Below are 19528 nucleotides of genomic sequence, written 5' to 3'. Positions count from 1 at the left end.
TACCCCCCGAATATTGCGGACCGGCCCCGTTGGGTTGGGGGATCCAGGCGACCACCTTTTTGGGGGGGGGGGGGGGGCCCCCCCCCGGGCCCCGGGGGGGGGGCGCCGCGCGGGCCCCGGTGACCTCACTCGGCCGGCTCGAGCTGGGTGAGGATGAGCACCGCGGTCGGCTGCGTCGGGTCCGCGTTGATGTACGGGTCGTCGTCGCTCGGCCAGCCGACGTAGTTGCGCGTGTTGAACTCCGTGATGAACGGGCGCGTGCCGATCGGCATGACCGGGACCTGGTCCACGAAGATCTTCTGCGCCTCGGCGATGGCCGTCGCGCGGTCCTCGTCCGTCGTCGCCGCGAGGTACGCGTCGAGGGCGGCCGTGGCCTCCGGGCTGTCGAAGCGGCCGAAGTTGTAGTCCGCGGCCTCACCGACCGGCTTGAGCCAGCGGGCGTCCATCGTGTCGCTGTAGATGTCGTACGGCGTCGCGCCCGTCTCGGTCCAGTGCAGGATCGCGTCGAAGTCGCCCGTGCCCTTGGCGGCCCACCACGAGTCGGAGTCGGGCGTGTCGACCGACGCCTCGACGCCGATCGCCTTGACCGACTCGGCGATGAGGCTGATGCCGGTGACGTAGTCGTTCCAGCCCTGGGGGACGCTGAGCTGGAAGGTGACGGGCTCGCCGTCGGGGTCGACCAGGGTGTCGCCGTCGAACGTGTACCCGGCGTCGGTGAGGACCTTCTTGGCGCCGTCGACGTCGACCTCGTACTCCTCGCCCACGAACTCGTCCGAGATGAACGGGTCGCCGGCCGGGGTCGGCAGGCCCGTGACGGAGGTGAGCAGCGGGACGCCGCTCTCGCGGGCGATCTGCTGGTGCTGCTCGCGGTCGATGACCATGTTGACGGCCTGGCGGAACGCCACGTCGTCGAACGGCTTCTTGGTCGTGTTGACGAACATCGCGTCGATGCCGAGGCCCGCGGGGGCCCAGTACACGTTGTGCTCCGGGTCCTTGTCGACGAAGGCCGACTGCACGTTCGGGAGGAACGCCTGCGCCCAGTCCGCGTCGCCGTTGGCGAGCGCCGTCGTCAGGGCGCTGTTGTCGTTGTAGGACACGTAGTACAGCGTCGGGACCGCGAGCTCGCCGCCCCAGTAGTCGTCGCGCGCGTCGAGCTGGACGCTCTCCGTGCTGAAGCTCGTCAGGGTGTACGGGCCGGTGCCGACGGGGTCGGGGTTCGTCTCGGTCGTCGGGTCGGCGACGCCCTCCCACACGTGCTTCGGCACGACGAACCGGTGCAGCACCTTGTCCTGCTTGGCGAACATCGGCGTGCCGAACGTGACGGTGACCGTGTCGCCGTCCACGGTGACGTCCTGGATGTCGAGCGCCGCGGTGTTGAGCTCGGGCGTGTCGACGAGGATCTGGTACGAGTACGCGATGTCGTCGGCCGTGAGGTCCTCGCCGTCGCTCCACTTCACGCCCTCGCGGGTCGTGAGCGTCACCGACGTGTAGTCCTCGGACCACGTGATCTCGGACGCCAGCCACGGGCGGACCTCGTCCGACGGGTTGACCACGTTGACGATGCCGACGGGCTCGTAGATCGCGTTGACGTAGCCGAGCTTGAGCGCGGACGAGTCGCCGATCCAGGGGTTGTTCGACTCGGTCGCGATCGCGCCGTCCGGCTTGGCGATGGTGAGGGCGGCACCCTCGCCGGAGCTGGTCGTGCTGTCGTCGTCGTTGCCGCCGGACGACGAGCAGCCGGTCAGCACGAGTGCTGTCGCGATGCCGAGGGCGATCGCGGAGGCCTTCAACCTCATGAATCTCTCTCCTTCGAGGGAACTTCGTCCCCGGCGCGGTGCCGGGGCGGTGGAGCGCGTGTCGCGAGTACCGCGTGGGTACCGCGTGAGAACTGCGTGGGCGCTGGGTCGCCCGGGGTGGACCGCGGTCCGGCTACTCCTGTTCGGTGGTGCTCTCCTGCACCCGGACCGCGGTGTCCAGGCGGAGGTCGTGGACGGAACGCCCCACCCGGAGCCGGTAGGTCCCGGCCGGGAGGTGCCAGCGTCCGCTGTCGGTGTCCCACACCTCGAGCTGACGGCGGGGGACGGTCACGGTGACGTCGGCGGAGGCCCCCGCGGCGACGTCGACGACGGCGAACCCGCCGAGCCAGCGGACCGGACGGTCGCGCTCGGCGACCGGGGCCGACGCGGGCGCGACCGGGGGTTCGACGTAGACCTGGACGACCTCGCGGCCGTCGCGGGACCCGGTGTTGGTGACGCGGACCGTGAGGGTCACGTCGCCGTCGGGAGTGCGGGCGGGCACGTGACCGGGCTCGCCGCACGCGTCGTACGACCACGTCGTCCAGCCGAGCCCGTGCCCGAAGGGTGCGGCGGGGACGGCGCCCGAGCGCTCCCACGCGCGGTACCCGACGTGGACGCCGTCGGCGTACTCGACGACCCCCTGGTCGGGGACCGCGTGCGGGACGGGGACGTCGGCCTCGGTGGCCGGGAGCGTCCAGGGGAGGCGGCCCGCCGGCTCGACGTCGCCCGCGAGCACGTCGGCGATCGAGTGCCCGGCCTCCTGGCCGGGGAACCAGACCCACAGCACGGTGCGCGCGCGGTCGAGCCAGGGGAGCAGCACGGGGGCGCCCGCGTTCACGACGACGACCGCGTCCGGGTCGGCGTCGAGGACGCGCTCGACGAGCTCGTCCTGACGGCCGGGCAGCGCGAGCGACGTGCGGTCCCAGCCCTCGGACTCGACCTCCTCGTTCGTGCCCACGACGACGACGGTCAGGTCGGCCGCGCGGGCGGCCCGGGCGGCGTCGGCGATCTCCTGCTCGGCGCTCGGCGCGGGGACGCGGTGGCGCAGCTCCGCGCGGACGAGGTTCCCGTAGCCCTGGGCGCGGGTGACGAGGAGCGACGCGCGGACCCGCACGCGGCGCGGCGCGTCGACGTGCACGGTCGCGGGGACGCCCGCCGGGTTGTTGATCGAGGAGTCGAGGATGACCTCGACCCCCGAGCGTCGGTCGTCCTTCGCGACGACGACGCCGTCGATCTCGATCGTGTGGCCCGGGACCGTGCCGACCTCGAGCACGTGGTCGCCGGGCTCGTCGAGGAGGACGTCGACGTCCAGCACGACGGTGTCGACCTCGGCGGGCAGGTCCCGCAGGAACCCGTCCCAGCGGGGCAGGACGGACGTGCGGAGCGTCGTGCCCTCGGCGTCGAGCCAGGTCACGGTCACCGCGGCGCCGTCGGCGCTGCGCCCCTCCACGTCGAGCCGGGGGGCGTACCGGCGGGCGTCGCCGCCGCGGGCCACGGTGAGCGTGGCGTCGGGCCAGCGCGCGGCCAGGCCCTCGGCGGGCGTGACGACGTGCGCAGGGTTCACGGTCGAGCTGCCGCCGCCCAGCACGTGCGGGCGCACGGCGTTGGGGCCGACGAGCGCGATCGAGCGCGGCGCGGGGCGGTCCCAGACGGGGTTCTCGGCGTCCGAGCGCAGGACGACCGTGCCCGCGGCGGCGGTCCGGCGCACCAGGGCGCGCAGGTCGCCGTCGTGCGTGACGGGGCGGGCGGGCTCGTCGAGCGCGCCGACGCGGCGGGCGAGCAGGAGGACGCGCGCGACCTTGTCGTCGATCTCGCTCTCGGGGACGCGGCCCTCCTCGACCGCGCGGACGAGGGCGTCCTCCCACGGGCCGCCGGGGCCGGGCATGACGACGTCGAGGCCGCCGTTCGCGGAGAGCTCGGTCGTGCGCGTCGCGACCCAGTCGGAGACCACGGCGCCGTCGAACCCGACCTCGTCCTTGAGGACGTCCGTGAGCAGGTGCCGGTGCCCGGTCATGGGACCCGACTCCACGCCGTCGTCCACCTGGTTGTAGGCCGCCATGACGGACCACGCGCCCGCCGCGACCGCGTCCTCGAACGGCGCGAGGTAGACCTCGCGCAGGACGCGGGGGTCGACGTGCGACACGTACGACGTGCGCTGGGTCTCGGAGTCGTTGGCGACGTAGTGCTTGACGCACGCCGCGACGCCCTGGTCCTGGAGGCCGCGCACGACGCCGGTGCCGATCTGCGCGGTGAGGTAGGGGTCCTCGGAGTAGCACTCGAAGTGCCGGCCGCCGACGGGCGTGCGCTGGATGTTGACCTGGGGCGCGAGGACGACGTCGACGCCGTGCGTGCGCGCCTCGCGGGCGAACGCCTGCCCGGTCTCGTGCGCGACGGCCCGGTCCCACGTCGCGCCGATCGCGCTGGGGGACGGGAAGAGGAGCGAGGTCTCGCCCTCGACCTCGCTCGTGCCGCGGACCCCGACGGGGCCGTCGGACATGACGACGGGGCGCAGCCCGAGCTCGTCCTGGGCGTGCAGGCGCCACATGGACCGGCCGGTGAGGAGGCGGACCTTCTCGCGGAGGGGCAGCCCCTGTGCACGGGTGCGCAGGGCGTCGAGCTCCGCGGGGTCGCGCTCTCCCGCGAGGGACTGCGATGTCACGTACGTGCTCCTCGTCGTCGAGTCGTCTGTCGAGCGGAGAACTTACCGTGCAGTCAGTAAGTTGGCAAGAAGCCGCGTTTCCGCAGGTCAGATCGATATCTCACCGTGATCTTTGCCCTGAGCGTGGCTCGGCGGCGCCGCCGCGTGCGTAGGATCACCCCGGACGGCGACGGATCGAGGACGTGCTCGGTGCCGGGGCGCCGACGTCGGCGCCGACCGTGGCGCACCGGGCACCACGACGAGGAAGTGACGAGGCGATGACCACGAGCAGGCGGCGCCCCCGCGTGCGGGAGGAGACCCTCCGGCGCCGCGAGGAGATCCTCAAGGCCGCCATGGCGACCTTCGGGAGCAAGGGCTACCACAACGGCCCCCTCGCGGAGATCGCGGAGCAGGTCGACATGACCCACGCCGGGATCCTGCACCACTTCGGGTCCAAGGACCACCTCCTCCTCGAGGTGCTGCGCTACCGCGACGAGAGCGACGTCGCCGGCCTCGACGGGCAGCACATCCCGGGCGGCCTCGACATGTTCCGCCACCTGGTCCGCACCGCGTTCCTCAACGCGCAGCGCGCCGGGATCGTGCAGACGTACGCCGTGCTGTCCGCCGAGTCCGTGACCGACGACCACCCCGCGCGCGCCTTCTTCGAGGGCCGGTACCGCACGCTGCGCGGCGAGGCCGTCGAGGCGTTCGAGGCGCTGTGCGCGGAGCGGGGCGTCGCGGTCCCCGCGAGCGTCCGGCACGCGTCGGCATCGATCCTCGCCGTCATGGACGGCCTCCAGGTCCAGTGGCTCCTCGACCCCACGCAGGTCGACCTCGGCGAGGCGAGCGAGTTCGCCATCGAGGCGATCGTCACCGCGGTGCTCGACCCGCGCCCGTCGCCGCTCGGGAGCCTCCCGGGGCCCGCGGAGGAGGCCCGCGCGGCGGGCGCCACCGACGCCGAGGCCCGGGGCGTCGACCGGCACGTGGAGGCGGCAACTGCCTGACGGCGGCGCTCGGGTCGGGCCCGCGGGCCGGTCCCGTGGTTCCGGTCCTTCGGTCCCGGAGGGTCGCGACCACGGGCCCTGGTCGGGCGCGGCGGCCGACGGCGAGGATCGAGGTCGTGCAGACCCTCGCCCAGGCGTTGTCCACCCAGTCGGAGGCGGCCCGGAAGAAGGTCGGCTCGGCGAGACGCCCGGCGCGCTACCTCGTCGCCGCGATGCTCGCGGGCGCGTACATCGGCGTCGGGGTGGTCCTCATGGTCGCGACGGCCGGGCCCTTCCTCGCGGCCGGGTCGCCGGGGGAGCGGCTGGTCGCCGGGGGCGTGTTCGCCGCGGCGCTGACCCTCGTCGTGTTCGCCGGGGCCGAGCTCGCGACGTCCGCCATGATGATCCTCGCCCAGGGCGTCGCGACGCGCGCCGTCCGGGTGCGCGACGCCGTCCTCACGCTCGGCCTGTGCCTCTTCGGCAACCTCGCCGGCTCGATGCTCTTCGCGTTCGCCGTCACGAAGGCCGGGGTGCTGCACTCCAACGCGGCCGCGGGCGAGATGGTCGCGTCGATGCTGCGCGCGAAGGCCCACGAGACCGGCGGCGAGCTCTTCTTCCGCGGCGTGCTGTGCAACCTCCTCGTGTGCGCCGCGATCTGGGCCTGCGGTCGCCTGCGCTCCGAGGCGGGCCGGGCGATCGTCCTGTTCTGGGCGATCCTCGCGTTCATCGCCTCCGGCTTCGAGCACGTCGTCGCCAACATGACGACCTTCTCGCTCGGCCTCCTCGGCGACCTGGGCCCGACGACGTGGACCGACTTCGCCCGCAACCTCACCTGGGTCGGCCTCGGCAACCTCGTCGGCGGCGCCCTCGTCGTCGGCCTCGCCTACGTCGTCGTCGCCGGCCCGGGCGAGCGGGGCGTCGGGCGGGGCGTCGGGCGGGGTGCGCCCTCGGAGGACGCGTCCGCGCCGCCGGTCGCGCTCCCCATGCCCGCGCTCCGGCGGGTGACCGCGCCCCTCGACCGGAGCCACCGCGCGGGCTGATGCCGCGCCGCCCGGGCCCGCATGGCGGGACGGGCTTGGCCGGACCGCGGGACGCGTGCGTATCATCGATCGACCCACAAGCACCCGGCGGGCCGTTGAGAGAGACGGAGGCCGGCGACAGACGGAGCAGCACGTGGCACTTGTCGTGCAGAAGTACGGCGGTTCGTCGGTATCCGACGCCGAGAGCATCAAGCGCGTGGCCAAGCGCATCGCGCAGACCAAGAGGGCCGGGCACGACGTCGTCGTCGTGGTCTCGGCGATGGGCGACACGACGGACGAGCTCATCGACCTCGCGCAGCAGGTCACCCCCCTCCCGCCGCAGCGCGAGATGGACATCCTCCTCACCGCGGGCGAGCGCATCTCGATGTCGCTGCTCGCGATGGCGATCAACAGCCTGGGCGTCAAGGCGAAGTCGTTCACGGGCCAGCAGGCGGGCGTCATCACCGACGCCGTGCACGGCAAGGCGCGCATCGTCGACGTCGTCCCGCACCGCATCCGGGAGACGATCGAGCGCGGCCAGGTCGCGATCGTCGCGGGCTTCCAGGGCGTCACGCAGTCGACGAACGACGTGACGACGCTCGGCCGCGGCGGGTCGGACACGACCGCAGTCGCGCTCGCCGCCGGCCTCGACGCCGACGTGTGCGAGATCTACACGGACGTGGACGGCATCTTCACGGCCGACCCGCGCATCGTCCCGAGCGCGCGCAAGATCGACCGCATCACGTACGAGGAGATGCTCGAGATGGCGGCGAGCGGGGCCAAGGTCCTCGCGCTGCGCTGCGTCGAGTACGGCCGCCGGTACGGCGTGCCGATCCACGTGCGCTCGTCGTTCAGCGGCAAGGACGGCACGTTCGTCAGCGCGGACGCCTACTCCGCGCCGCAGCCGGCCGTCGGCGCCGCCCCCAGCTCTGCAGACCTTCCCGAGGAGACCGTCATGGAAGACCCGATCATCTCCGGCGTCGCGCACGACCGCAGCGAGGCCAAGATCACCGTCGTCGGGGTGCCCGACGTCCCCGGGACGGCCGCGCGCATCTTCGAGGTCGTCGCCGGCTCGGGCGTGAACATCGACATGATCGTGCAGAACGTGTCGGCCGCCCGCACGGGCCTGACCGACATCTCGTTCTCGCTGCCCGAGGGCGACGGGCCGGCCGCGATGTCGGCGCTGTCCGCGCTGCAGGGCGAGATCGGGTTCGACTCGCTGCAGTTCGACGACCAGATCGGCAAGCTCTCGCTCGTCGGCGCGGGCATGAAGTCGCACCCGGGCGTCTCCGCGAAGCTCTTCGGGGCGCTGCGCGACGCGGGCATCAACATCGAGATGATCTCCACCTCGGAGATCCGCATCTCCGTCGTGACCCGCGAGGACTCGCTCGACGACGCGGTGCGCGCCGTGCACACCGCGTTCGAGCTCGACGCCGCCGACGGCGAGGCCGTCGTCTACGCCGGCACCGGCCGCTGAGAGGACTGGACATGACCACCGAGAACCGTCAGGGCCTGAACGTCGCCGTCGTCGGCGCGACCGGCCAGGTGGGCGCCGTCATGCGCCGCCTCCTCGAGGAGCGCGACCTCCCCGTCGCGAGCATCCGCTACTTCGCGTCGGCGCGCTCCGCCGGGTCGTCGCTCCCGTGGCGCGGGACCGACGTCGTCGTGGAGGACGTCGCCGCGACGTCGACCGACGACCTGCGCGGGATCGACGTCGCCCTCTTCTCCGCGGGCGGCGCGACCTCGAAGGCGCAGGCCGAGCGCTTCGCCGCGGCGGGCGCCGTCGTCATCGACAACTCGTCCGCGTGGCGCATGGACCCGGACGTCCCGCTCGTCGTCTCCGAGGTGAACCCGGGTGCGCTCCGCGAGGCCCGCAAGGGGATCATCGCCAACCCGAACTGCACGACCATGGCCGCCATGCCCGTCCTCAAGCCGCTCGCGGACGAGGCCGGGCTGGAGCGCCTGATCGTCGCGACGTACCAGGCCGTGTCCGGCGCCGGGCTCGCCGGCGCGGAGGAGCTGCGCGCCCAGGCCGTCGCGGGCGCCGCGGCCGACGGCACGGGCGCCGGGCTCGTCGGGCTCGTGCACGACGGCGGCGCGGTCGCCTTCCCGGAGCCCGCGGTCTTCCCGCGCAACGTCGCGTTCAACGTCGTCCCGATCGCCGGGTCGATCGTCGACGACGGGCAGGCGGAGACGGACGAGGAGAAGAAGCTCCGCAACGAGTCGCGCAAGATCCTCGGCCTGCCGTCGCTCGCGGTTGCGGGGACGTGCGTGCGCGTGCCGGTGTTCACCGGCCACTCGCTCGCGATCCACGCGGAGTTCGGTGCGGCCCTGTCGCCTGAGCGGGCGCGCGAGATCCTCGCCGCGGCGCCGGGCGTCGCGCTCGCCGACGTCCCGAACCCGCTCGAGGCCGCGGGCCAGGACCCGTCGTTCGTCGGCCGCATCCGCACCGACCAGTCCGTCCCCGACGGCCGCGGCCTCGTGCTCTTCGTGTCGAACGACAACCTCCGCAAGGGCGCCGCGCTCAACGCGGTGCAGCTCGCCGAGCTCGTCGCCCAGGACCTCGACGCCGTCCGCGCGGCGTTCACCCCGGCCCTCGCGAAGTAGGGCCCCGGTCACCCGAGGTAGAGCCCTGGTACCGCGAGGTGGAGCCCTGGTCATCGACCAGGGCTCCACCTCGCGGTAGAAGGTCCGGGGCTCAGCCCTCGACCATGCGTGCCATGTTCTCGCCGTCGGCGAGGCCGACGATGTTGCCGGCCGGGTCGGTGAACCAGGCCCCGTCGCCGCCCTCCATGAAGCCGCGCACGATGCCCTTGTCGTCCTGGTCGAACCCTTCGTAGCGCTCGAACGTCACGCCCTTCGCGGTGAGCTCGTCGACGACCTGGTCCACGTCGTCGACGGTGAGGTGCATGACGGTGAAGGCGGCCGGCCGATGGTCCTCCTTCGGGTACACGAACACGTCCGAGCCGCCGCCGAGGTGCAGCACCAGACCACCCCCGTCGTCGAGTGCCGTGACGGGGAGCCCGAGGGTTCCTCCGTAGAAATCGCGCGCTGCGTCGAGGTCGTCCGCCGAGAAGCTGGAGAACCCGCGCCGAATGGTGACCATCGTCGTCTCACTCCTTCGTGACCGCCGGCGGCCGGAGGGCGTGACCCGCCGCGGACGCCGGATCGTTCCAGGATCCCACCGCGAGGCCCTGGTGGACATGCTCCTGGGCGACGGATCTGGGCGAGCTCGCGACGCTGCGCGGGAGCTGAGCGTCGGTGCGGTGACGGGGTCGCTCAGGTCAGCTTCCCGCTGAGCGCTCTGCCGAGGATCGAGACGAGCTCGCCACCGTCCACGTCGTAACCGTCCGGCTTGCTGACGAAGAGCTTGACCGGCACGCTCTGGGTGACGAAGGCGTCCTCGTCGACGATCCCGGACCGGACGAGGAGCTTCAGCACCGCGGCGAGGTGCTTGCCGTCCGGCCTCCAGGTCCCGCTCTGGTTCGTGATCGCGGTGATGCGACCGCCCGTCGCGGAGAAGTCCCCCGCTCCCACGACCGTCCCGCTGATCTGGGCGTGCGAGGAGAGGAGCGGGTACTCGGACATCGCCTGGTGGCCCGCACGCAGGGAGTCGGCGTCGGTCAACGCCTGGCTGGCGTACAGGACGGGCGTGACGCCCTCCATGCACAGGACGTAGCGCTCCGTCGTCCCACCGGTGTCGATCCTGAACCGGCCGTCGTGCGTCGAGAGGACGCCGCCGGCCGCGCGGACCCGGCACTTTGTCTGGTCACGGAGCTCGTCCACGTCGGTCGGCATGACGGCCTGGATCAACCCGAGCTCCGTCCACGGGGGTGTGTTCTCGAGCGCGGCCTCGAAGCTGGTCGTGGCCGATCCGGCGCGACCGCGGATACCGGTGGGGGCACTGGTGCGCGGCAGCTGCGGAGGCTGCTGTGCGGCACGGATGTCGTCGTGCTCGTCCTTGATCAGGCGATCGAGAGTGCCAAGGGCGGTCGCCTTCAACGTGTCGAGGTCGGAGAGCCACCAGTTCCTCGCCTGGTTGGCACGCCATGCGGCGACGGCCTGGGCCAGTGCGACGAGGGTCGCGTCCCGCTGCTGCAGGTCGTCGCCGCGAAGCCCTGCGTAGTGCGCGACGAGGTCGCGCACCGGCATCCAGTACGCACGCGATCCGTCGTAGGTTCCGATCGTGGCCACGGTCGCGTCTCCGGCCCAGCTGCGCGGCGATCGCTGCACGGCGGGTGATGGTTGGCCGAGGAGACCGAGGACGGCCTGGTTGCCGACGACGTGCTGAAGGGATCCGAGGTCGTGCGGGGGCCCGGTCGCGGGCGCTGCCGTCGCGCGCCTCTCGGGCTCGTGGCGACGGTGTCCCGTCCTCGGGTCTTCGGCCGACACCCTCCTCGGCGTGTCCATGCACCCATCGTGGGCCGTGAGGCTCACGCGGGCCTCGCGGTGCGGGCCGGCGTTCGCGCACCACTGACCGCCCCTTCGGGCAACGCCGGCGGCACGGAAGGTCGCACGGAGAGGGTTGCGCGACCACAACATCTATGGTTCATTAGTTGAGTAATGAACCGCAGAAGACGCGAGGCGGGAGAGGATGGGGCCCATGTTCGACGGACCGGAACCCATCTACCTCCAGATCGCGCAGATGATCCGGGCGCAGGTGCTCGCGGGCGAGCTCGCGGAGGAGGAGCAGGTCATGTCGACCACGCAGTTCGCGACCACGTTCCGCATCAACCCGGCGACGGCCGCGAAGGCGTTCGCCGGCCTCGTCGACGAGGGCGTCCTCTACAAGCGGCGCGGCCTCGGTATGTTCGTCGCCCCCGGAGCGCGGGAGCGGCTGCTCGCCGACCACCGCGCCCGGTTCTTCGACGAGATCCTCGCGCCGGCGCTCGCCCAGGCCGACCTCCTCGACATCCCGACGGCCGAGATCGTGGACTACGTCCTCGGCCGGCCGCGCCCCGCCGGCACGCCCGGCGACCAGAGCACTGGCCCGACCACCGACCCCACCCCGAGGTGAGACCCGTGACCGCCCGGCCCGCCAGCCACCCCACCGACCAGGACCCGGTCGCCCGGACCTCGACACCGCCCCCGGCGCCGTTCGCCGCCGAGGTGCGCGACGTCGTCGTGCGCTACTCCCGCGGCGACGAGGTCCCCGCGCTCGACGGCGCGACGCTCACGATCCGGCCCGGCGTCATCACCGGCCTGCTGGGCCGCAACGGCGCGGGCAAGACGACGCTCGCCGCCCTGCTCGCGGCGTTCCGCCGACCCACGGCCGGGACGGTGCGCGTCGGACCGGAGGGCGAGCTCGAGGACCCGTTCGAGAACGTGTGGGCGACCATGCACACCCAGCTCGTCCGCGAGAGCGGCGACGTGTGGGAGACCGACAAGGCCCGCGACACGCTCGAGTACTACGCCGACCTGCGCCCGCACTGGGACGCCGACCTCGCCGCGCGCCTGCTCGACGAGCTCGAGGTGGACGTCCGCAAGAAGCCCGCCGAGATGTCGCGCGGCAAGCGCTCCGCGCTCGGCGCGGTGATCGGCCTGGCGGCGCGCGCGCCGCTGACGATCTTCGACGAGGTCTACCTCGGCATGGACGCCCCGAGCCGGTACGCGTTCTACGACGCTCTCGTCGCCGACTACGCCGAGCACCCGCGCACGATCCTGCTGTCGAGCCACCTCATCACCGAGGTGGAGCGGCTCTTCGAGGACGTCGTCATCATCGACCGCGGGCGCGTCCTGCTCGCCGAGAACGCCGACGACGTCCGTGCCCGGGGCGTCAGCCTCACCGGCCCCGCCGACCTGGTCGAGCGGCACGCCGCTGGCCGCGAGGTGCTCGCGCGCCAGCGGCTCGGCGGCACGGCCCAGGTGACGCTCTTCGGCACGTTCGCCGACGACGAGCGCGCCGCCGCGGTGGAGGCCGGGCTCGAGGTCGGCGCCGTCCCCGTCCAGGACCTGTTCGTCCACCTCACCCGCGCCGGGCGCGGCGAGGCGGGGTCGCGGACCGACGCGACGGAGGAGGCGCGATGACCGCCACGACCCACCGCAGCGCCGAGCGCCGGGCCCTCGAGTCCGCCGCCCACCGGCGCGGCGTCAACGCCGTCGCCTGGTACTACGTCGTCGGCACCTGGTACGTCGGGGTCTGGTTCTGGGCGATCGCGCTCGCCGTCGGGGCGCTCATCCTGTGGATCATGCACCGCAACGACGACGTGAGCATCGAGGCGGTCGGGGGAGTCGCCGGCTCGGCGAAGTTCTTCCTCTTCGTGATGGGCATCATCCTGCCGCTCATGACGATCGCCGTGCACGTCGCGTCGGGCGGCACACGCCGCTCGTACACGCACGGGCTGTGGATCGGCGCCGTCGTGTCGGGCCTGACGTTCGGCATGGCGAGCGCGCTCGTGAAGTGGGGGGCGTGGTCGCTGTTCCGGAACGCGGGGTGGGCGACCGAGCCCGAGCTCGGGCAGCTCTACGGCGACGGTTCCCAGGTGGGCCTCGTGCTCCTCGTCGAGGGCATCTTCTGCGTCGTGTACTACCTGGCCGGGATGGTCGTCGCCGCCGGCTTCTACGGGTTCGGGTTCCTGCGCGGGGTGCTCCTCGTCCTCGCGTCGCTCGTGCCCGTGCTGGTCGCCGAGGTCTTCCTCCGCTCCGGCTTCTTCGGCCACGCGCTCGCGCGCGTCGCCGGTCTCGACGGCACCCCCGTCTGGCTCGCCGTCCTCGGCGGCGCCGTCGGGGTGGCGCTCGCCGCACTGCTCCTGCGCGTCGTCCTGCGGGGCGTCGCGATCCGACCGGTCGAGTTCGCAGCGAGCGCGAGCGGCTGACCGGGCGCACCGCACCCACCGTTCACCGAGAGCCCACCGGGCGGCGCCCCGCGCCGTGCGGAGGTCTCGCACACCCTCGTGGAGGTCAGTATGAGTCCCGCACCACCACCCGTCGGCGGCGCGACCGTCGCGTCGCCCGCCCCGACCACCCGCCCGTCGGCGGGCGCGTCGCCCGTCGTCGAGGTCCGCAACCTGCGCAAGACCTACCCGGGGCCGACGGGCCGGGGGGACGCAGCCGCCCGCAAGGTCGCCGTCGAGGACGTGAGCTTCAGCGTCGAGGCGGGTGAGATCTTCGGCATCCTCGGACCCAACGGGGCCGGGAAGACGACCACCGTCGAGTGCCTCGCCGGGCTGCGCAAGGCCGACGGCGGCACGGTCCGCGTGCTCGGCGTCGACCCGCAGACGGACCCGGCGGCCGTGCGCGACGCCGTCGGGGTGCAGCTCCAGGAGGCGGCGCTCAACGAGAAGATCACCGTCGAGGAGGCGATGCGTCTGTTCGCGTCGTTCTACGCGTCGCCGTCGGACGTGGAGGAGCTGCTCGACCTCCTCGACCTCGCCGAGCACCGGCGCGTCGCGTTCGCCAAGCTCTCCGGCGGGCAGAAGCAGCGCCTGTCGATCGCGCTCGCCCTGGTGGGCAACCCGCGCGTCGCGATCCTCGACGAGCTGACGACGGGCCTCGACCCGGCCGCGCGCCGCGCCACCTGGGAGCTCGTGGAGCGCGTGCGCGACCGCGGGGTGACGATCCTGCTCGTCACGCACTTCATGGACGAGGCCGAGCGCCTGTGCGACCGGCTCGTCATCATCGACCACGGCCGGATCGTCGCGCAGGGCACGCCCGCGGAGCTGATCGACGCGGTCGACACGTCGCGCACGGTGCGCCTGCGCGTCCCCCCGGCCGACCACGACCTCACCCTCCACACGCTCGCGGGCCTCGCGGACGTCGAGCGTGTCGAGGTCGTGCCGACGTCCGGACGCGAGATCGAGGTGACCGGCACGCGGCGGGTGCTGCTCGCCGTCGTGCTCGCGCTCGCCGAGCAGGAGGTCGTGCCCGACGACGTCCGGACCGTCTCCCGGTCCCTCGAGGACGTGTTCGTCGCCGTGACCGGCCGCACCTACGACCCGGACGCGCCCGTCGCCCGGCCGACCCGAGGGGAGTCCCGATGACCGCCACGACCCTGACCGCCGACGTCGCCCCCGCCCGCCGCAGCAGCGGCTGGCGCGGGTTCGGTGTGCTGCTCGCGACGGAGTCGCGGCTCTGGCTGCGCGACACGGGCACCGTGTTCTTCGCGCTCGTGTTCCCGACCGTCCTGCTGATCGGCGTCGGCTTCGCGATCCCGGGGATGCGCACCCCCATCGAGGACGCGCCCCCGCCGTGGCTCGGGCTCACGCCCGTCGCGCTGTACGTCCCGGTGGTCCTCGCCGCCGCGATCGCGACGCCCGCCCTGACCACGATGCCGGTCTACTTCGCGACGTTCCGCGAGAAGGGCCTGCTGCGGCGGCTGTCCACGACGCCCATGCGGCCGCAGGGGATCGTCGTCGCGCACCTCGTCATCAACCTCGTCGCGGTCGTCGTGGCGTCGGCGGTCGCGCTCCTCGTCGGGCAGCTCGTGTTCGGGCTCGTCGCCCCGCAGAACGCGGGGACGGTCGTGCTCGCGTTCGTGCTCGGCGTCGCGTCGATGTACTCGCTCGGCACGCTCATCGCGGCGCGCGTGCCCAAGGCGAGCACGGCGTCGGCGATCGGGACGCTCGTCTACTTCCCGCTGCTGTTCCTCTCGGGGCTGTGGACGCCCGGCCCGATCATGCCGGAGGCCGTGGCCCAGATCGGGAAGTTCACGCCGCTCGGGGCCGCGTCGCAGGCGATGACCGCGGGCTGGTTCGAGTCCGGGTTCCCGACGGTGCAGGTGGTCGTCATGGCCGTGTGGACGGCCGTCCTGCTGCCTCTCGGCATCCGGCTCTTCCGCTGGAGCTGAGGCTCAGATCGCCCGCGAGCCCAGCTCGCGGGCGATCTCGGCGAACCCGCGGACCTCGGGGGTCTCGCGGTCCCGCAGCCAGACGAGCACCCACTCGGTGTCGGGGACGTCGACGATCGGTACGTACACGACGCCGGGGTGCGTGTAGTACCGCCGCACGTGCGCGTTGAGCGGGGTGACCGCCCCGCCCGCGGCGACCACGGTCAGCACCTCGTGGAACGTGCGCGCGACCGGGCCGCGCAGCACCGGCCTGCCTGACGGCGTGCGGCGGGGCACCATCGCCTCCTCCCAGTACGTGGGGACGCCCGCGCCGAGCTCGAGCACGACGTGGTCTCCGAGGACCTCGACCGACACCGCGTCCTCGCCCGCGAGCGGGTGCCCCGCCGCGACGGCGAGGACGCGTCCCTCCGTGAGCACGCGCGGCCCCACGACGACGTCGGGCTCGCGGACCGGGGACCACGTCACCTGCAGGTCCGCCTCGCCTTCGCGCAGCGCCCCGAAGGGGTCCGAGAAGTGGAACTCGCGGCGCTCCACCGAGCATCCCGGGTGCCGCTCCCCGAACGCGTCGACCACCGGCTGCAGCTCGTGGCCGACGATGCCCATCGCGGCGACGCGCAGCACGCCGGCCGGACGCTCTCCCGTGCGACTGGCCGCCGCGATCCCGGACTGGATGAGCTCGTAGCCCTGGCGCAGGTCGTCGCGCAGGCGGGCACCGACCGGAGTGAGCTCGACGCGCCGGCTCGTACGCTCGAACAAGGTCGTGCCCATGCGGCGCTCCTGCCGGCTGATCGCCTGGCTCACGCGCGCGGGGGAGACGTGGAGCCGCTCGGCGGTGCGTCCGAAGTGGAGCTCGTCGGCGAGCGTCAGGAAGATCTCGATGTCCCTCAGCTCCACGCGGCCACCTCTGCCTCCGTCTCCGTGCACCGTTCACACCGGGTGAACGATCCACCCAGCATGCGTCATTGATGACGAATCGGTGGAATCCGAGGCTGGGTCCATGAGACGACTCACCTACTTCGTAGCCCTGTCCATCGACGGCTTCCTCTCGGGCCCGGACGACGAGGTCGACTTCTACCCCTCCTCCGACGCGTACAGCGCGCGCATGATCGACACGTTCCCCGACGTCCTGCCCACGCACGGGCGCCGCCAGCTCGGCGTCGACGACGCCCCCAACCGCACGTTCGACACGATCGTCATGGGCCGGCGGACGTACGAGCCCGCGCTCGAGCTCGGGATCACGAGCCCGTACGCGCACCTGCGCCAGTACGTCGTCTCGACGTCGCAGCCCGAGCTCGACCCGGCGGTGACGATCGTGCGGGACGACCCGGTCGGGCTCGTGCGAGCGCTCAAGGCCGAGGACTCCCCGCTCGACATCTACCTCGCGGGCGGCGGCGTCCTCGCGGGCGCGCTCCGCGGCGAGATCGACCGGCTCGTCGTCAAGCTCTACCCCGTCGTCGCCGGCGCCGGTCGGAGCGCGTTCGGTGGAACCGCGTTCCGGCCCACGACCTACGACCTGACCGACGTCGCCACGTTCGACGGCGGCAACGCCGTCCTCACATACGACCGTGCCTGAGCGCGTCCCCGCACGCGTGCTCCGGCGTCGCGCGTCGCTCCTCACGGCCCGCGCGGTCGTGACCGTCCGGCTCCTGCGGCCGCGCTGCCGCCGTCGGGCGCGCCGCCGGGCCGGGGACGTCGGCGCGGTCCTCGACGGCACGCTCGACGATCCGGACCGCGGGTCCGGTCCGGCTGCGACTTCGGTCCCGAGCAGGTTCCGTTCCCGGCGGCGACCCCTGTCCCGACCGGGGGTTCCGTTCCCGACCGGGGCTCCGGGTCTCGACCGCGGTCCCGCGCGGCGACCCCGGGCGAGGCCGCGAGGACGCACCTAGCGTGGTCGGCATGAGGCCGTTCCTGCTGCTCGCGTCGCGCGCGGAGGACCCCGCCGCCGACGGCGAGCACGCGGCCGTGCTCCGCTACTCCGGGCTGGACGCGGGAGCGCTGCACCGCGTCCGCATGGAGGCCGGGCCGCTGCCGGCGATCGACCTCGACGACTACTCGGGGGTGATCGTCGGCGGCAGCCCGTTCGACTCGTCCTTGCCCGAGGGGGACAAGTCGCCGACGCAGCGCCGCGTCGAGCGGGAGCTCGCGCCGCTCCTGGACGAGATCGTCGAGCGCGACGTCCCGTTCCTCGGCGCTTGCTACGGCGTCGGGACGCTCGGGCTGCACGAGGGCGCCGTCCTCGACGACACGTTCGCCGAGCCGATCTCGCCCGTGACGATCCGGCTCACGCCCGAAAGCCGGGCCGACCCGCTCCTCGCCGACCTGCCCGACGCGTTCGAGGCGTACGTCGGGCACAAGGAGGCCGTGACCCGGCTGCCGTCGCACGCGGTGCTCCTCGCGACGTCGGACGCCTGCCCGGTCCAGATGTTCCGGGTCAAGCAGAACCTCTACGCGACCCAGTTCCACCCCGAGCTCGACCTGGACGGGATCCTCACGCGCATCGGCGTCTACCGGGACTACGGGTACTTCGCGCCCGAGACGGCGGGCGACGTCGAAGCGACCGTCCGTCGCGGCGACGTCTGGGTGCCGCACCGCATCCTCGCGGCGTTCGTGCGCCGCTACGCTCGCGCCTGAGAAGGTCGTCGCAGGTCGAGCATGCGGTTGCTGCCCGTCCTGACACCAGGACGGACCGTCCGCATGCTCGGGCTCGGGCTCGGGCTCGGGGTCGGGTGGGGTCAGCGGGGGGCGGGTGCCGGCTGCGGGCCGGGGGCGTCGGCCACCACGGGGGCGGTCGGGTCGGCGGGTTCGTGGCTCTCGGCGGCCTCGAGCGGCTCGGCGGCCTCGAGCGGCTCGGCGGCCTCGAGGGCGACGGCGCGGCGGTGGGCCCGGACCGACCACGCGACGGCTGCGGCCCACACGATGGCGACGAGCCCCAGCACGACGCCCTGGACCGCGCCGTTCGCGTCGACCCAGTCGGAGCGCAGCAGCGTGCGGACGTTGGTGAGGACGATGACGCCGCCCACCGCGGAGCCCAGGATGCGGGGCGGCAGCAGCCGCACCAGCCAGGCTGCGATCGGCGCCGCGACCAGGCCGCCGAGCAGCAGCGCGGCGACCCACAGCAGGTCGATGCCCTGCGAGCCGAGCGAGAACAGGAAGCCGAGCGACGCGGCGACCGCGACGAGGAACTCGCTCGTGTCGATCGACCCGATGACCTTGCGCGGCTCGATGCGCCCCGACGCGAGCAGCGCCGGCGTCCCGACCGGCCCCCAGCCGCCGCCGCCCGTCGCGTCGACGAAGCCGGCGACCAGACCGAGCGGGGCGAGGAACCGCTTGCGGAGAGGGAGGCCCTGCCGACCCTTCGGCAGCCCGACGAACGTGAACCGCGACAGCACGTACACGCCCAGCGCCAGGAGGAGCAGCGACATGACCGGCGCGGCGAGCTCCGTCGACAGGTTCGACAGGAACGTCGCGCCCGCGAACGCGCCGATCGCGCCCGGGACGCCGATCCGCACGACGACCTTCCAGTCCACGTTCCCGAACCGCCAGTGCGCCGCACCCGACGCGAGCGTCGTCCCGATCTCCGCGAGGTGGATCGTCGCCGACGCCGCCGCGGGGTTCGTCCCGATCGCGAGCAGGAGCGTCGTCGACGTCACGCCGTACGCCATGCCGAGGCTGCCGTCGACGAGCTGCGCGCCGAGACCCACGAGGGCCAGCAGGATGAGGGTCCGCACCGCGTCCTCCGTGCTCGGGATGGGCCGGGGCAGCCCCGACGTGTCCCGACAAGGTTGATCGAACGAGTCCAGTATGTGAAGCGTCGACCACATCGTGGGCCAGTGTTAACAGGCTCGTCTCGGGGCCGTCCGACACGCGACCAGCGTGTACCGGCCGCGGCGACCGGAGCCCGTCGGCCTTCTGCCCGCGCGGCAGGTCGGAAAGGTCAGATGCGTCTCGATGCTGCCCGCGCGGCTGTCCTGGCTGTCCTGGCTGGCCGGGGTGATCTGGGATGCCGGGGTGGCCGGGATGGCCGTGGAGGGTGGCGCGCCCTCGGCGGCCCACGGCGGACGTCACCACGTGCCACCGCGAGCCGCGCGCGTGGTGGCGAGATGCGAGAAATGGCCCTGAGAACGCGGCCCGGAGGGGCCACTTCTCGGATCTCGACCAGACCCTCCCGCCACCGTGCGGCACGACCGCCCGCCCAGGCCGAGCCTGACCGCCGAACCGGGGCCGCGGGTCGTGCGGCGACGGACAGGACGAGCGGTGGGGTCGGACCGTGTGCGCAGGACGTCAGAGGCGCACTCCGAGAACCCCCG

Annotated in this window: 17 protein-coding genes; 11 read left to right on the top strand and 6 right to left on the bottom strand. The window is 73.2% G+C overall.

Features of this window, described 5'->3' with window-relative positions; translation table 11 throughout:
- Positions 1-125 precede the first annotated feature (125 nt).
- Together ACFC2L_RS18800 and ACFC2L_RS18795 are read right to left on the bottom strand one after the other, a co-directional pair.
- Complete coding sequence (locus ACFC2L_RS18800) at positions 126-1796, bottom strand: ABC transporter substrate-binding protein (protein ID WP_375825870.1); 1671 nt, start codon at positions 1794-1796, stop codon at positions 126-128.
- A 133-nt stretch (positions 1797-1929) separates the two neighbouring features.
- Positions 1930-4455 (bottom strand): beta-glucosidase, encoded by a 2526-nt coding sequence (locus ACFC2L_RS18795; RefSeq protein ID WP_375825869.1) that lies wholly within the window; start codon positions 4453-4455, stop codon positions 1930-1932.
- Between the two features lie 257 nt (positions 4456-4712).
- Between ACFC2L_RS18795 and ACFC2L_RS18790 the strand changes: the two genes are divergently transcribed.
- From ACFC2L_RS18790 to ACFC2L_RS18775, 4 genes are all read left to right on the top strand, one after another.
- The gene (locus tag ACFC2L_RS18790; protein ID WP_375825868.1) at positions 4713-5438 is read left to right on the top strand and encodes a TetR/AcrR family transcriptional regulator; all 726 of its coding nucleotides are present in this window, start codon (positions 4713-4715) and stop codon (positions 5436-5438) included.
- A 116-nt stretch (positions 5439-5554) separates the two neighbouring features.
- Positions 5555-6457 (top strand): formate/nitrite transporter family protein, encoded by a 903-nt coding sequence (locus ACFC2L_RS18785; RefSeq protein ID WP_375825867.1) that lies wholly within the window; start codon positions 5555-5557, stop codon positions 6455-6457.
- Positions 6458-6590: 133 nt separating this feature from the next.
- A complete protein-coding gene (locus ACFC2L_RS18780; RefSeq protein ID WP_253053958.1) occupies positions 6591-7913 on the top strand; it encodes an aspartate kinase in 1323 nt (440 codons plus the stop codon).
- Positions 7914-7924: 11 nt separating this feature from the next.
- Positions 7925-9043: an aspartate-semialdehyde dehydrogenase gene (locus tag ACFC2L_RS18775; RefSeq protein WP_375825866.1), complete on the top strand. Its 1119-nt coding sequence runs from the start codon at positions 7925-7927 to the stop codon at positions 9041-9043.
- 91 nt (positions 9044-9134) lie between these two features.
- Here ACFC2L_RS18775 and ACFC2L_RS18770 read toward each other — a convergent pair whose 3' ends face one another.
- Positions 9135-9542: a VOC family protein gene (locus ACFC2L_RS18770; RefSeq protein ID WP_375825865.1), complete on the bottom strand. Its 408-nt coding sequence runs from the start codon at positions 9540-9542 to the stop codon at positions 9135-9137.
- A 173-nt stretch (positions 9543-9715) separates the two neighbouring features.
- The gene (locus ACFC2L_RS18765; RefSeq protein WP_375825863.1) at positions 9716-10630 is read right to left on the bottom strand and encodes a hypothetical protein; all 915 of its coding nucleotides are present in this window, start codon (positions 10628-10630) and stop codon (positions 9716-9718) included.
- A gap of 409 nt (positions 10631-11039) precedes the next feature.
- Between ACFC2L_RS18765 and ACFC2L_RS18760 the strand changes: the two genes are divergently transcribed.
- From ACFC2L_RS18760 to ACFC2L_RS18740, 5 genes are all read left to right on the top strand, one after another.
- Entirely contained in the window at positions 11040-11453 is a 414-nt protein-coding gene (locus ACFC2L_RS18760; RefSeq protein ID WP_375825862.1) for a GntR family transcriptional regulator, read from the top strand.
- Positions 11454-11458: 5 nt separating this feature from the next.
- Complete coding sequence (locus tag ACFC2L_RS18755; protein WP_375825860.1) at positions 11459-12463, top strand: ATP-binding cassette domain-containing protein; 1005 nt, start codon at positions 11459-11461, stop codon at positions 12461-12463.
- A complete protein-coding gene (locus ACFC2L_RS18750) occupies positions 12460-13251 on the top strand; it encodes a hypothetical protein (RefSeq protein ID WP_375825859.1) in 792 nt (263 codons plus the stop codon). Before ACFC2L_RS18755 ends, ACFC2L_RS18750 begins: the two co-directional genes overlap by 4 nt.
- Before the next feature lie 90 nt (positions 13252-13341).
- Positions 13342-14415 (top strand): ATP-binding cassette domain-containing protein, encoded by a 1074-nt coding sequence (locus ACFC2L_RS18745; RefSeq protein WP_375825858.1) that lies wholly within the window; start codon positions 13342-13344, stop codon positions 14413-14415.
- The gene (locus ACFC2L_RS18740; RefSeq protein WP_375825857.1) at positions 14412-15221 is read left to right on the top strand and encodes an ABC transporter permease; all 810 of its coding nucleotides are present in this window, start codon (positions 14412-14414) and stop codon (positions 15219-15221) included. The genes ACFC2L_RS18745 and ACFC2L_RS18740 overlap by 4 nt, the downstream gene beginning before the upstream one ends.
- 3 nt (positions 15222-15224) lie before the next feature.
- Here the strand turns inward: ACFC2L_RS18740 and ACFC2L_RS18735 are convergent, their stop codons facing one another.
- Positions 15225-16115 carry a LysR family transcriptional regulator gene (locus tag ACFC2L_RS18735; RefSeq protein WP_375825856.1) on the bottom strand — a complete coding sequence of 297 codons (891 nt, stop codon included), beginning with the start codon at positions 16113-16115 and terminating at the stop codon, positions 15225-15227.
- Positions 16116-16218: 103 nt separating this feature from the next.
- Between ACFC2L_RS18735 and ACFC2L_RS18730 the strand changes: the two genes are divergently transcribed.
- Both ACFC2L_RS18730 and ACFC2L_RS18725 read left to right on the top strand, forming a co-directional pair.
- Entirely contained in the window at positions 16219-16794 is a 576-nt protein-coding gene (locus ACFC2L_RS18730) for a dihydrofolate reductase family protein (RefSeq protein WP_375825855.1), read from the top strand.
- Positions 16795-17117: 323 nt separating this feature from the next.
- The gene (locus ACFC2L_RS18725) at positions 17118-17852 is read left to right on the top strand and encodes a glutamine amidotransferase (protein ID WP_375825854.1); all 735 of its coding nucleotides are present in this window, start codon (positions 17118-17120) and stop codon (positions 17850-17852) included.
- Positions 17853-17953: 101 nt separating this feature from the next.
- On the opposite strand, the gene ACFC2L_RS18720 is transcribed toward ACFC2L_RS18725, so the two are convergent.
- Complete coding sequence (locus tag ACFC2L_RS18720; RefSeq protein ID WP_375825853.1) at positions 17954-18949, bottom strand: sulfite exporter TauE/SafE family protein; 996 nt, start codon at positions 18947-18949, stop codon at positions 17954-17956.
- Positions 18950-19528 lie beyond the last annotated feature (579 nt).

This window comes from Cellulosimicrobium sp. NPDC055967 (assembly GCF_042269845.1).
GTDB lineage: Bacteria > Actinomycetota > Actinomycetes > Actinomycetales > Cellulomonadaceae > Cellulosimicrobium.
This window is presented reverse-complemented; position numbering and strand designations above follow the sequence as displayed.